Genomic DNA, 13,091 nt, shown 5'->3' with positions numbered 1-13,091 from the left:
GCTATCTATAGCCCCGCCGGCGTTTGAGGCGCGGGGGTGCGGGGGCAGAGCCCCCGCCAGTGGCGCCGCACCCGCGGGACGACCTCGCTCCCGCGGGTGCGGGCAGAGCCCGGGAGCCCGTCAGGCGCGAGCGGCAGCGGCGTCGGCCGCCTGGGCCTTCAGCGCACGCTCCACGCCCGCGCGGGATTCCGACACCAGCCGGCGCAGCGCAGCGTTCGGCTCGGCGGAGGACAGCCACGCGTCCGTCGCGGCCAGGGTCTCCTCCGAGACCTGGAGGGACGGGTACAGCCCCACCGCGATCTGCTGGGCGATCTCGTGGCTGCGGGTGTCCCAGACCTCCTTGACCGCCGCGAAGTACTTCGCGGTGTACGGGGCCAGCAGCTCGCGCTGGTCGGTCTGGACGAAGCCGCCGATCACCGCCTCCTGCACCGCGTTGGGGAGGTCCGCGGACTCCACCACCGACGCCCACGCCTCGGCCTTGGCCTCCGCCGTCGGGCGCGCGGCCCGCGCGGTCGCCGCGTGGCGCTCGCCCGCCGCCGTGGCGTCCCGCTCCAGCTCGGCCGCGATGGCCGGCTCGTCGGCGACACCCGTCGCGGCGAGCCGCTCCAGGAACGTCCACCGCAGCTCGGTGTCGACGGCCAGGCCCTCGACCACGGCCGAGCCGTCCAGCAGCGCCGACAGGTAGGTCAGCTGCCCCTCGGTACGGGCCGTGGCCGCGAAGGCACGGGCCCACGCCAGCTGGTGGTCGCTGCCCGGCGCCGCCGCACGCAGGTGCTCCAGCGTGGCCTCGGTCCAGGCCGTCAGGCCCTCCTCGCGCCACGCCGGGTCGGCGTACAGGTCGACGGCCAGCTTCACCTGGCGGTGCAGCGACTGGACCACACCGATGTCGGACTCCTTGCCGATGCCCGACAGGACGAGGGCGAGGTAGTCGCGGGTGGCCAGCTCGCCGTCGCGGGTCATGTCCCAGGCCGAGGCCCAGCACAGCGCGCGCGGCAGGGACTCGGTGAAGTCGCCCAGGTGCGCGGTCACGTTGGCGAGGGAGACCTCGTCCAGGCGGACCTTCGCGTACGACAGGTCGTCGTCGTTCAGCAGCACGACCGTCGGGCGGGTGCGGCCGGCCAGCTCCGGCACCGCCGTCAGATCGCCGTCGATGTCCAGCTCGATGCGGTCCGTGCGGACCAGCTTGCCGTCCTGGAGCTCGTACAGGCCGACCGCGATGCGGTGCGGGCGCAGCACCGGCTCGCCCTTGGCGCCCGCCGGCAGGGCCGGGGCCTCCTGGCGGATCGCGAAGGAGGTGATGGAGCCGTTCTCGTCGGTCTCGATCTCCGGGCGCAGGATGTTGATGCCGGCCGTCTCCAGCCACGCCTTCGACCAGGCGGTCAGGTCGCGGCCAGAGGTCTCCTCCAGGGCGCCCAGCAGGTCGGACAGGCGCGTGTTGCCGAACGCGTGCGCCTTGAAGTACGCCTGCACGCCCTTGAAGAAGGCGTCCATGCCGACGTAGGCGACGAGCTGCTTGAGGACCGAGGCGCCCTTGGCGTACGTGATGCCGTCGAAGTTGACCAGGACGTCGTCCAGGTCACGGATGTCCGCCATGATCGGGTGCGTGGACGGCAGCTGGTCCTGCCGGTACGCCCAGGTCTTCATGGAGTTGGCGAAGGTGGTCCACGCGTGCGGCCACTTCGAGCCCTCCGCGTAGGCCTGGCAGGCGATGGAGGTGTAGGTGGCGAAGGACTCGTTCAGCCACAGGTCGTTCCACCACTCCATGGTGACGAGGTCGCCGAACCACATGTGGGCGAGCTCGTGCAGGATGGTCTCGGCGCGCACCTCGTAGGCCGCGTCCGTCACCTTCGAGCGGAAGACGTACTGGTCGCGGATGGTGACCGCGCCCGCGTTCTCCATCGCGCCCGCGTTGAACTCCGGCACGAAGAGCTGGTCGTACTTGGCGAACGGGTAGTCGTACGCGAACTTCTCCTGGAACCAGTCGAAGCCCTGCCGCGTCACGTCGAAGATCGCGTCCGAGTCGAGGAACTCGGCGAGCGAGGGACGGCAGTAGATGCCGAGCGGCACGGACTGCCCGTCCGGGCCCTCGTAGGAGCTGTGCACCGCGTGGTACGGGCCGACGATCAGGGCCGTGATGTACGAGGAGATGCGCGGGGTCGGCTCGAAGGCCCACACCCGGTCCTTGGGCTCGGGCGTCGGGGAGTTCGAGATGACCGTCCAGCCCTCGGGGGCCGTCACGGTGAACCGGAAGGTCGCCTTCAGGTCGGGCTGCTCGAAGCTGGCGAACACGCGGCGCGCGTCCGGCACCTCGAACTGGGTGTACAGGTAGGCCTGCTGGTCCACCGGGTCGACGAAGCGGTGCAGGCCCTCGCCGGTGTTGGTGTAGGCGCAGTCCGCGACGACGCGGAGCTCGTTCGCCCCGGCCGCCAGGTGCTGCAGGGCGATGCGCGAGTCCCGGAAGACGGCGGCGACGTCCAGCGCCTTGCCGTTGAGGACGACCTCGTGCACGGCCGGTGCGACCAGATCGATGAAGGTCTCGGCCCCGGCCTCGGCCGACTGGAAGCGCACGGTGGTCACGGAGGGGTAGGTGCCGCCCTCCTGTGCGCCGCTGAGATCGAGTTCGATCTCGTAGGAGTCGACGGTGAGCAGCTTTGCGCGCTGCTGAGCCTCTTCACGGGTGAGATTCGTGCCTGGCACGCGGTCATCTCCTTCGATGGTTACGTTCCCGGCCATCTTTCCATGGGGGCCGGGGCACCGCGTCGGAGTAATCCACGGGCGAACGCGAGGTCGGAAACCTGCCGGACAGCGGCGGCCGGCGGCGCGAGGCTGGAGGGCATGACCATCACACACCGGGCGATGCCCATCGGGGAGGCGGCGCTCAAGGAGCTCCGCACGCGCGACGACGCCGGGCGGGAGCCCGCCCCGTACACCGATGACGAGGGCGGCGCGCCGCTGAGGTGCTGCCTGCGGCCGAGCGCCGTCGCCGAGCGGATCGCGCTCGTCTCGTACGCACCGCTACGGCGCTGGGCGGCGGCGACCGGCGCCGAGCCGGGGGCGTACGACGAGCAGGGGCCGGTCTTCATCCACGCCGAGGACTGCGGCGGGGCGGCGGACGGCCCGGGGTACCCCTTCGCCCCGGCGGGCCTGCAGCGCATCGCCCGCCGGTACAGCGCCCGCGGGCACATCCTCGGCGGGCGGGTGCTCGCGCTCGGCGAGGATCCCGACGCGGTGATCGGGCAGGCGCTGGACGAGGCCTTCGCCGACCCCGAGGTCGCCCTCGTCCACCTGCGCGCGGCGGAGTTCGGCTGCTTCCTCTACGAGGTGCGCAGGCCCTGACCCGCGAAGACGCGAAAGGGGGGCGGCACCGTCACGGTGCCGCCCCCCTCGGTCGTGCGAGCGGATCAGCCGCGCAGCTCCTCGGCGACCAGCTCCGCGATCTGGACCGCGTTCAGGGCCGCGCCCTTGCGCAGGTTGTCGTTCGAGAGGAACAGCGCGAGGCCGTTCTCCGCGGTCTCGTCGGCGCGGATGCGGCCCACGTACGAGGCGTCCTTGCCGGCCGCCTGCAGGGGGGTCGGGATCTCCGACAGCTCGACGCCCGGGGCGTCCTTCAGCAGCTCGTACGCGCGCTCGACGCTGATCGGGCGGTCGAAGCGGGCGTTGACCTGGAGGGAGTGGCCGGAGAAGACCGGCACGCGCACGCAGGTGCCCGAGACCTTGAGCTCCGGGATCTCCAGGATCTTGCGGGACTCGTTGCGGAGCTTCTGCTCCTCGTCGGTCTCGAAGGAGCCGTCGTCGACCAGGTTGCCCGCGAGCGGGACCACGTTGTAGGCGATCGGGCGCTTGTAGACGGCCGGTTCCGGGAAGTCCACGGCGCCGCCGTCGAAGGTCAGCTGGTCGGCCGCCTCGGCGACCGCACAGGCCTGGCCCTTGAGCTCGGCCACACCGGCCAGGCCCGAGCCGGACACGGCCTGGTAGGTGGTGGCGACCATCGCGGTCAGGCCGGCCTCTTCGTGCAGCGGGCGCAGCACCGGCATCGCGGCCATGGTGGTGCAGTTCGGGTTCGCGATGATGCCCTTGGGGCGGTTCTTGATCGCGTGCGGGTTCACCTCGGAGACGACGAGGGGGACCTCCGGGTCGCCGCGCCAGGCGGAGGAGTTGTCGATCACCACGGCGCCCTGGGAGGCGACCTTCTCGGCCAGGGCGCGGGAGGTGGCGCCGCCCGCGGAGAAGAGCACGATGTCCAGCCCGGAGTAGTCGGCCGCGGAGGCGTCCTCGATGGTGATCTCCTGGCCCTCCCACTCGAGGGTGGAGCCCGCGGAACGGGCCGAGGCGAACAGCCGCAGCTCGTCCACCGGGAACTTCCGCTCGGCGAGGATGCCGCGCATGACTCCGCCGACCTGTCCGGTGGCTCCGACGATTCCGACCCTCACGGTGACTCCTTTTGCTACGTACGACGCGGGCGCGCGTGAAGCCATCATGCGTTCGACCCCACGAGCCTTGTCCAATCCATTGTCCGAGGAGCGGACGGTGTCCGGAGTGTGAACCTGTGTGACGAGTCCGTGGCAGGCGTGTTGCAAGGCCCCGGAACGCCCGTTTTGCCTGGTCGGAGCTGGTTAGCGTCCGATCTGCCAGGTCCGTTATACGGACAGGGTCGACCGCATTCCGACACATCCGACTCGGGGAGATCCACCGTGCGCGCCATCCGCCACCGCCGCCGGTCCATACCGGCGCTCGCCGCCCTCGCGGCCGCCGCCGTCGCCGCACCCGTCCTGCTCACCGCCACTCCGGCCGCCGCCCACCCGCGCGAGGGCCGCCTCGCCAAGGAGCTCGTGGAGGAGGTCACCGCCCGCGGGGCCTACCGCCACCTGGCGAAGTTCCAGCAGATCGCCGACGCCAACGGCGGCAACCGCGCCGCCGGCACGCCCGGCCACGCGGCCTCCGCCGCCTACGTCCACGACACGCTGAAGAAGGCCGGGTACGACGTCTCGTACCAGGACTTCGACATCTACGAGGCGCACACGAAGACGGAGAAGACCACCGTCCTGGGCGCGCAGGGCCGCGAGCTGGCCACCGCCGCCTTCACCTTCACCCGGTCCACCCCGGCGGGCGGGCTGACCGCCCCGCTCGCCCTGGCGCGGGTCGACGAGACCCCGGGCTGCACGGCCGACGACTACCCGGCGGGCGCCTTCACCGGGAAGATCGCCCTGGTCAAGCGCGGGTCCTGCACCTTCGTCGAGAAGCAGAAGGCGGCCGCCGCGGCCGGCGCCCTCGGCGTCATCGTCTACAACCACAGCGGCACCACCCCGGTGCGCGGCGGCTTCTCCTCGCCCGCCGAGGGGATCATCCCGAGCGCCGGCATCACCCTGGCCGACGGGGAGGCGCTGACCGCGGCCGCCGCCGGGGGCGAGGTGACCGTACGCCTGGACCTGGACCAGGAGCACGTGAAGAAGACCACCCGCAACGTGATCGCCGAGACCCGGGGCGGGCGCTCCGACCGCGTGGTGGCCGTCGGCTCCCACCTGGACTCGGTCCCGGACGGCCCCGGCATCAACGACAACGGCTCGGGCTCGGCCGGTCTGCTGGAGGTGGCGTTGAAGCTCGCCGAGGAGGGCGCGAACAAGAAGGGCAAGGGGCCCGCCAACAAGGTCCGCTTCGCCTGGTGGTCGGCGGAGGAGCTGGGCCTGCTGGGCTCCGAGCACTACGTGGCGCAGCTGTCCGAGAAGCAGAAGAAGGACATCGCGCTCTACCTCAACTTCGACATGATCGCCTCGCCGAACCCGGCGCAGTTCGTCTACGACGGCGACGACTCCGACAAGACCGGCGCGGGCGCGGGCCCGGCCGGCTCGGCGCAGATCGAGGCGCTGATCAACGGCTTCCTCGACCGGAAGCACAAGCCGCACGAGGGCAGTGACTTCGACGGCCGCTCCGACTACGGCCCGTTCATCGCGAACGGCATCCCGGCCGGCGGCACCTTCACCGGCGCCGAGGGCGTCAAGACCGCCGAGCAGGCCAAGCGCTACGGCGGCACCGCGGGGGCCCCGTACGACCCGAACTACCACGGGGCGGGCGACACCCTGAAGAACCTGGACCTCAAGGTCTTCGACACCAACCTGGACGTCATCGCCCACGCGGTGGGCACCTACGCCCAGGACCTGAGCTCCCTGAAGGGCTGACCGCCTGCGGGGACACGGGGGAAAAGCCCGGAGGGGCAGTGCTCGTCACCACGAGCGCTGCCCCTCCGGTGTTCCGTTCCTACCGGGTTACGGGAGGACCTTCTCGATCTGCACGCTGCCGGTGCCGGCGGCGGTGCCGCGGGCGTTGAGCAGCTGGACCTGGCCGAAGAACTGACGGCCCTCGGGGGCCGCGCTGTTGACCAGGACGTTCGCCGAGACGGACGCCGAGGCGCCGTTGGCGAGGTTCACCGCGGCGGCCTCGTCGACCTGGACGGAGCCCAGGGCGGCCGAGAAGTACACGTCGCGGTAGTCGTACGTGGTGGTGCCGGCCGGGACCGCGTAGCCGATGACCTTGACGGTGTAGGTGCCCGCGGCCGGGTTGACCAGGCTCACGGCCTCCTCGGAGTCGCCGTCGGCGGCGGAGCCGACCTTGACGCCGTCCTTGTAGACCTCGAGGTCGAGGTCCGCACCGGTGTCGGAGACCTTGCCGATGGCGATGTCGAGGCGGGAGACGCCCTCGCCGATCGTGACCTCGGAGGTCTGGGTCTCACCGTTCGCGATGGTCGGCTTGGCGACCTTCGCGGAGCCGAGCGGGCCGCCCTTGAGCTTGCCGCCGGAGATGGCCGCGGCGTCGTTCTTGACGGTCCACTGGACCGGCGCCGGGGTGCCCTGCTTCACCTCGGGCAGGACCTTGACCGCGGGGTCGAAGGCCGCGCCGAGCACGGAGACGTCCAGCTTGAAGGGGTTGTCGAGGAGCGGCGACGTACGGCGCGACTCGACCTCGATCTCCCAGACGCCCGGCTGCGGGTCGGCGTACGAGCGCAGGTCGGGGCGGCAGGTGTTCGCCGGGTTGTCGTAGTTCGGGTAGCACTGGGTCGTCGCGCTGTCCTCGACGCCCACACCGTACGGGTGGATCGAGATGAAGCGCGTCTGGCTGCCCGGCTGGAGACCGCCGAGGGCGACCTCGAGCGTCTTCGCGCCCTGCGGCACGGTGACGAAGTACGACTTGTGGCTGTTGCGCTGCACGGAGGAGGTGTCCGACAGCGTGAACGACGGCTTCGCCAGCGGGGAGGCGGCGACGACCGTGGTCAGGATCTGCTTGTCGATGCCCTCGGTGGTCTCGTCGTCCAGCTGCAGGATGCCGCTGTGGACGCCGCCCGAGGTGGCCTTGGCCTCGACCTTGATGGTGACGGGCTTGTTCAGCGGCAGCGTGACGTAGTCGTAGCCGCCGATGACCTTGAAGGTGCCGTCGTTGTTGCGCCAGCTCAGGTTGTGCCGGGTGCCGTACTTGACGCCCGTGGTGCGGGTGACGACGACGTCGTAGACCTTCTTCTGGCCGACCTTGAGGCCGCCCTCGCGGTCGTAGACGCCGGTGCCGAAGCCCGGGGTCTTCAGGAACTGGTCGATCGCGGTGTCGACCGGCGCCTTGACGGTGAACTCGTTGGCCTTCGCGCCGCGCTGGATGGACTCCCACGCGCCGTTCACGTTGATGAGACCGGCACCCTGTGCGTGGGCCGGGACATCGTCGATCTTCTTCGCGGTGCTGGTCAGCGCCACCCGCAGGGAGGCCGGGTCCAGCTTGATGCCGCTCTGCTTGGCGGCCGAGATCAGCAGGGCACTGGCGCCCGCCGCCTGCGGCGAGGACATCGAGGTGCCCTGGAGCATGCCGTAACCGGCCGGCAGGGTGTAGCCGGCCTCCTTCACCGGGGCGCCGGGCAGCCAGGTCTGGATGGTGTTGATGGCCGCGCCGGGGGCGGTGATGGTCGGCGTGAACCCGCCGTCCTCACGCGGACCGCGCGAGGAGAAGGGGAACATGTTGTACTTCTTCGCCACGGCGGAGCCGTAGTTGGCGGCCCAGGTCTCCTTGGAGACCGCGGCGCCCACGGAGATGACCTTGTCCGCGAGACCGGGGTCGCCGATGGTGTTGACACCGGGGCCCTCGTTGCCCGCCGAGATGACGAGCTGGACACCGTAGGTGTCGATGAGGTTCTTGTAGAGCTCGGAACGGGCGTTGTTGCCGTCGTTCAGCGCCGGCAGGCCGCCGATGGACATGTTGACGATGTCCACGCCGCGGTTGACGACGAGGTCGATCATGCCCTCGGTCAGCGCGATGTTGGTGCAGCCGCCGGACCAGGTGCAGGCGCGCGAGGAGACGACCTTCGCGCCGGGCGCCTCGCCGTTCATCGCCCCGCCGAAGAGGCCGTTGGCGGCGGTGATGCCCGCGACGTGCGTGCCGTGCTCGGACTCGATGATGCCGACGTTGACGAAGTCGGCCTTCTTGCCGACCCAGTCACCGCCCAGCGGGTCCATCGGGACGTCCTTGCGGATCTCGATCACGAACGGGATGCGCTCGGCGACGTCGGTCGCCGGGTTGTCCGTGCCGAAGTAGCCGATCTGGTAGCCGTCCTTGTACGGCTTCATCGGCTCGTTGTTCGTGAAGTCGCCGTCCTGGTCGGTGTCGACGCGGACGGTGCCGGCGGCGGCGTCGTAGAGCAGGCCGAACCGGTCGGTGGTGTCCCCGTCCCGGTTGACGTCGCCCTTCATGTCGCCGTTGGCGGTGATCGACTCGGTGAAGCGGCTCCACTGGAAGCTGCCCTCGGGCGCCTTCCAGCTCTGGCCGCCCGCGGCGAAGGTGCCGCCCGCGGAGGTGACCGGGGTGATCTGGGCGCGCCAGGTGGCGTCGCCGTCGGCGATCGGGTCGGTCGCGGTGACCCAGTCGACGATCTTGCGCTCGCCGGTGGTGGTCTTCTGGAGGGCCGGGTGGCCGAGGTCGACGCCCGAGTCCAGGACGCCGATGGTCACGCCGCGGCCGTCGGCCTGCGGGTTCTTCTTGACGAAGTCGACCGCACCGGTCTCGAAGGACGGGTTGTACGGGTTCTTCGCCGGGGTGTTCTTGTCCGGCGCCGGGAACGAGCCGGGCTGGGGCTTGGCGCCCGAGTCCTTGCCGCCGTCGGGGCGCGGGTCCGGAAGCTGGATCTCGTGCCGCAGGTCGATGCCGTGCACGGAGGACAGCTTGGCGGCCGCCTTCAGCGCGGCTTCCGCCTGGCCGGTGGGCAGGGTGGCGCGGACGTAGCCGAGCTTGTCGTACGTCTGGCCCACCGAGGCGCCCTGGACGGCGTCGAGCTGGTCGGCCACCTGCTTGGTCTGCCCGGGGGCGGTGGCGACCATGACGGTGACGGTCGCGTCACCCTTGGCCTTGGCCTCCTGCAGCAGCTCGGCGTCGGCCGAACCGAGCTTCTGGTCGGCGGACTTCACGGCCGGGGTGGTGCCCGGGTTGTCGGCGCCGGTCGCCGCGAAGACGGTCCCGGAGCCGGTGGCCGCGAGGGCGGCGACCAGTCCGGCCGCGGCCGCGACGCGCGCGACGCGTCTTGCCCCGGATATGGAGCTGGGGGATTCGAGGGTCATCAGCATCCCTGGTAAGTGAAAGAAACGGTCCGGATTTCGGTGCCGGATGACCGGTCAGCTTTGCGCAAGCGGCCACTCTTTGGGGAGTGTTGTCATTGACCGAGACCTGTCATGGCGGACACTCGCCAGCGCGGGGTATGCGCCAGCGCGCCCGTACCGGGGCAGACCGGTGCGAACCGAGGGTGCTGAAGAGTGGATTTGTAGACTTACCCGCCTTGCCGTGAGGAACGGTCTCAGATCGGGTGTGACAAATTCGGGGCGCTCAGCGCTCGCGCGTGCGCGCGTAGTGGCGCGAGGCCTTCGCCCGGTTTCCGCAGGCGGCCATCGAGCACCAGCGCCGGGTTCCGTTGCGCGAGACGTCGTGGAAGTGCAGCACGCAGGTCTCGCAGGCGCACTTGCGGATCCGGTCGGGTGCGGTGCCGAGCAGATCGAGGTAGTCGCGCGCCGCCGTCCAGGCCGGACCCCAGGTGGGGTCGGCGAACTCGGCGCGCTCGCCCGGGCCTTCGGCGGTCAGGGTGGCGCGGATGCGGCCGTGCTCCAGCACCGCGTCGACGAGCGCGCGGGCGCTCTCGTCGGCCGGGTCCGCGACCGCGCGGGCCAGCGCCTCGCGGGCGGTCAGCAGGTGGACGAGGGTCGCGGCGTCGGCGCGGAAGCGGTCGGCCAGGCCGACGCTGTGCAGCCAGATCGCGAGCCCCTCGATCCGGGTCAGCCCGAAGGCCCCGGCGAAGAGGTCGGCGAGCTCGCCCTCCTGCATCCAGCGGGTGTTCAGCAGGTCGAGGGCGACGGGCTCCCCGGTCAGGGGTCGTGGGTCCGCCGTCGTCATGTCCGCCTCCTGGTGCCGCTAACCCCTCAAGAGTACGTGAATGGTTGACGACCTCATCCCTAACCTCTAATCTCACATTAGAAGGTTAGAAAGAGACATCCTCCGGGGAAGGGACCTCCATGACGACCGCCATCAGCACGCTCCGCACGGGCCACGTGGGCCTGAGCGTCACCGATTTGGACCGTTCGCTCGCCTTCTACCGGGACGCCCTCGGCTTCCAGGTGCTCGGCGAGGGCAAGGAGGAGGGGCGCCGCTTCGCCTTCCTCGGCCAGGACGGCGAGCTCGCGCTCACCCTCTGGCAGCAGGCCGAAGGAGCCTTCGCCCCGGCCGCGGCCGGACTGCACCACCTGGCGTTCTCCGCCGGGGCGATCGAGGAGGTACGGGAGTACGAGGCACGGCTGCGCGGGCTCGGCGTGCAGTTCGCGTACGACGGGGTCGTCCCCCACGGCGAGGGCGCGGCCTCCGGCGGCATCTTCTTCCACGACCCCGACGGCATCCGGCTGGAGATCTCCGTGCCGACCGGCGCCGAGGGTGCGCCCGCCCCCGTCACCGGGGCGCCGACCTGCGGGTTCTTCTAATGACCGGGCCGTACCACGCGGGCTCGCTGGCCGTACAGGAACGGGTGGGCGTACGGGAGCTCGCCGAGCACGTCGGCCGCTCGATCGGCACCGGCATCCGGGACGTCGCCGCGGCCTTCCTGGGACTCCAGCCCCACCTCGTCGTCGGCGCGGCCGACGGCGCGGGCCGGATGTGGGCCTCCATGCTCACCGGCGCGCCCGGTTTCGTACGGGCCACCGGGCCGGACCGGATCGCGGTCGCGGGCGGGCTCCCGGACGGCGACCCGCTCGCGGAGGCGCTGGCCACGGCCGGCACCCGGGTCGGCACCATCGCGCTCGACCCGCGCACCCGGCGCCGGATGCGGCTGAACGGGACCCTCGCGGTGACGCCGGGGGGCTTCGCCGTCGAGGCCGAGCGGGTGTTCGCCAACTGCCCGAAGTACCTGCAGCAGCGGCAGCCGGTGGACCTCGCCGCCGAAGGGGCCGGTGTCGTGCGGCGGGGGGACGCGCTCACCCCCGGCCAGGAACGGGCCGTCCGCACCGCCGACACCTTCTTCGTCGCGACCACGGCGGACGCGGAAGGGGTCGACGCCAGCCACCGGGGCGGGTTCCCGGGCTTCGTGGAGGTGCTCTCGCCGGCGGAGCTGGCCTGGCCGGACTACCCGGGCAACTCCATGTTCCTCACCCTGGGGAACCTGGCGGCCGATCCGCGGGCCGGGCTGCTCTTCCCGGACTGGGAGAGCGGGGCGGTGCTCCAGCTCAGCGGCCGGGCGGAGACCGAGTTCGGGGCGGACGGGGAGCGGCGGATCCGCTTCCGGGTGGAGTCGGTGGTGGAGAGCCTGCATCCGGGGCGGCTGCGCTGGAGCACCCCGGAGTACTCGCCGGCCAATCCGGCGCTCGGCGGTCACCCGGGCAGGACCACCAGGTAGGCGGCGGGCTCGCGGTCGCCGGACGCCGTCAGGGCGGTCCGGATGACCGCGGCCTGCTGCTCGGGCCAGTCGCGGAGCTTGCGCGGGGTGATGTGGATGACCGTCACGCCGAGCCGCTCCAGGGTCTCGCGCTTGCGCACGGACTCGGACCACTGCTCGTCCTCGCCCTGGCGCGGGGCGCGGGTGTCGATCTCCACGGCCACGGAGTGCTCGGGCCAGTAGGCGTCGACGCCGCCGAGGTGGGGGCCGCCGGGCAGCCGCAGGTCCACGTTCCAGACCGGCTCGGGGAGCTCGTAGCCCCGTACGAGGTGGTACAGCCGGTCCTCGGCGATGGCCCGGCCCTCCGCCAGGAGGGACTCGACGGCGTCGACCACGTGCGGCCGGTTCAGCAGCCGGGCCACCGTCAGCTCCCGTACGACGGCGGCCGGTTCGCAGTGGCCGGCGCGGACGGCCTCGCTGAGCAGGCGGCGTACGGTGCCGGCGTCGTCGAGCTGGGCGACGGCGTCTGCGACGGCCCGCGCGACGGGGGCGACGGGCAGCCCGGTCACCTCCTGGGACCGGGGCGGGGTGTGCGAGCGCACGATCCGCACGTCCCCGGTGGACCGCAGCCGCCGGGTGCCGGGGACGAGGACGTCGATGTGCGAGAGCGCGAGCAGCGCGGGCGCGGAGGTGAACCGGTACAGCGCGAGCGCCGCCAGCCCGGTGATCATGGCCTCGCCTCCGCCGCGGCGGCCCGCGTAGAGCAGGGCGGCGTGCAGGCGCTCCTCACTGGTCGCGGGCCCGGAGTGGAGCAGGAACACCCCGGGCAGGATCTGCTGCCAGGGCCGCTCGGCGGCGTCGGACGCGGTGACGCCGTGCTCGCGCAGCTGGGCGAGGGTCAGCACGCGGGGGCGGCTGCCGGTGAGGTGGGCGAGGGGGAGGGGTGCGTTCTGGTTCATGACGCGGTGATTCCCTCAGGCCATGGCCTTGCTAACCCCTGTTACACGCTCGTCGGCAAATCCGGACAAGCCGGGGCTAAAGTACGGGCGTTCGACGGCCGATAGGCCGCCCGTCCGCTTCCTGGGGCTCCGCCCCGAACCCCGCGCCTCAAACGCCGGCGGGGCTATCTACAGCCCCGCCGGCGTATTAGGCGCTGGGGGTCCCCCCCGACGAAATAAGGGGGAGGGTTCGGGGGAAGAGCCCCCCACAACCGCCCCGCAGGCAA

At 71.7% G+C, this 13,091-nt stretch carries 9 protein-coding genes; 4 read left to right on the top strand and 5 right to left on the bottom strand.

Annotation, left to right across the window (positions count from 1 at the left end; translation table 11 throughout):
* Positions 1–120 precede the first annotated feature (120 nt).
* Positions 121–2,697 carry an aminopeptidase N gene (gene pepN, locus ACFWBN_RS38740; protein WP_385186256.1) on the bottom strand — a complete coding sequence of 859 codons (2,577 nt, stop codon included), beginning with the start codon at positions 2,695–2,697 and terminating at the stop codon, positions 121–123.
* Positions 2,698–2,835: 138 nt separating this feature from the next.
* Here pepN and ACFWBN_RS38735 point away from each other — a divergent pair, with 138 nt between their 5' ends.
* Positions 2,836–3,336, top strand: a complete 501-nt coding sequence (locus tag ACFWBN_RS38735; RefSeq protein WP_385186253.1) for a DUF1203 domain-containing protein — start codon at positions 2,836–2,838, stop codon at positions 3,334–3,336.
* Positions 3,337–3,401: 65 nt separating this feature from the next.
* Here the strand turns inward: ACFWBN_RS38735 and ACFWBN_RS38730 are convergent, their stop codons facing one another.
* A complete protein-coding gene (locus ACFWBN_RS38730; RefSeq protein ID WP_385186250.1) occupies positions 3,402–4,430 on the bottom strand; it encodes an aspartate-semialdehyde dehydrogenase in 1,029 nt (342 codons plus the stop codon).
* A 261-nt stretch (positions 4,431–4,691) separates the two neighbouring features.
* On the opposite strand from ACFWBN_RS38730, the gene ACFWBN_RS38725 reads away from it, so the two are divergent.
* A complete protein-coding gene (locus ACFWBN_RS38725; RefSeq protein ID WP_385186247.1) occupies positions 4,692–6,173 on the top strand; it encodes a M28 family metallopeptidase in 1,482 nt (493 codons plus the stop codon).
* Between the two features lie 87 nt (positions 6,174–6,260).
* On the opposite strand, the gene ACFWBN_RS38720 is transcribed toward ACFWBN_RS38725, so the two are convergent.
* Both ACFWBN_RS38720 and ACFWBN_RS38715 read right to left on the bottom strand, forming a co-directional pair.
* Complete coding sequence (locus ACFWBN_RS38720) at positions 6,261–9,578, bottom strand: S8 family serine peptidase (RefSeq protein WP_385186245.1); 3,318 nt, start codon at positions 9,576–9,578, stop codon at positions 6,261–6,263.
* Between the two features lie 262 nt (positions 9,579–9,840).
* The gene (locus ACFWBN_RS38715) at positions 9,841–10,401 is read right to left on the bottom strand and encodes a CGNR zinc finger domain-containing protein (RefSeq protein WP_385186242.1); all 561 of its coding nucleotides are present in this window, start codon (positions 10,399–10,401) and stop codon (positions 9,841–9,843) included.
* A 119-nt stretch (positions 10,402–10,520) separates the two neighbouring features.
* Here ACFWBN_RS38715 and ACFWBN_RS38710 point away from each other — a divergent pair, with 119 nt between their 5' ends.
* Together ACFWBN_RS38710 and ACFWBN_RS38705 are read left to right on the top strand one after the other, a co-directional pair.
* The gene (locus ACFWBN_RS38710; RefSeq protein ID WP_385186239.1) at positions 10,521–10,979 is read left to right on the top strand and encodes a VOC family protein; all 459 of its coding nucleotides are present in this window, start codon (positions 10,521–10,523) and stop codon (positions 10,977–10,979) included.
* Positions 10,979–11,887, top strand: a complete 909-nt coding sequence (locus ACFWBN_RS38705; protein WP_385186236.1) for a pyridoxamine 5'-phosphate oxidase family protein — start codon at positions 10,979–10,981, stop codon at positions 11,885–11,887. Before ACFWBN_RS38710 ends, ACFWBN_RS38705 begins: the two co-directional genes overlap by 1 nt.
* On the opposite strand, the gene ACFWBN_RS38700 is transcribed toward ACFWBN_RS38705, so the two are convergent.
* Positions 11,863–12,825 carry a hypothetical protein gene (locus ACFWBN_RS38700; protein ID WP_385186233.1) on the bottom strand — a complete coding sequence of 321 codons (963 nt, stop codon included), beginning with the start codon at positions 12,823–12,825 and terminating at the stop codon, positions 11,863–11,865. The genes ACFWBN_RS38705 and ACFWBN_RS38700 overlap by 25 nt on opposite strands.
* Between the last annotated feature and the right edge of the window lie 266 nt (positions 12,826–13,091).

The sequence above is a fragment of the Streptomyces sp. NPDC059989 genome, assembly GCF_042736975.1.
In the GTDB taxonomy this organism is placed as follows: domain Bacteria; phylum Actinomycetota; class Actinomycetes; order Streptomycetales; family Streptomycetaceae; genus Streptomyces.
This window is presented reverse-complemented; position numbering and strand designations above follow the sequence as displayed.

Bases quoted from the DNA above. Each gene is read 5' to 3' on its own strand.
- ACFWBN_RS38715 (WP_385186242.1), bottom strand. From the start codon at position 10,401: ATGACGACGGCGGACCCACGACCCCTGACCGGGGAGCCCGTCGCCCTC.
- ACFWBN_RS38735 (WP_385186253.1), top strand. From the start codon at position 2,836: ATGACCATCACACACCGGGCGATGCCCATCGGGGAGGCGGCGCTCAAG.
- ACFWBN_RS38705 (WP_385186236.1), top strand. From the start codon at position 10,979: ATGACCGGGCCGTACCACGCGGGCTCGCTGGCCGTACAGGAACGGGTG.
- ACFWBN_RS38720 (WP_385186245.1), bottom strand. From the start codon at position 9,578: ATGACCCTCGAATCCCCCAGCTCCATATCCGGGGCAAGACGCGTCGCG.
- ACFWBN_RS38700 (WP_385186233.1), bottom strand. From the start codon at position 12,825: ATGAACCAGAACGCACCCCTCCCCCTCGCCCACCTCACCGGCAGCCGC.
- ACFWBN_RS38710 (WP_385186239.1), top strand. From the start codon at position 10,521: ATGACGACCGCCATCAGCACGCTCCGCACGGGCCACGTGGGCCTGAGC.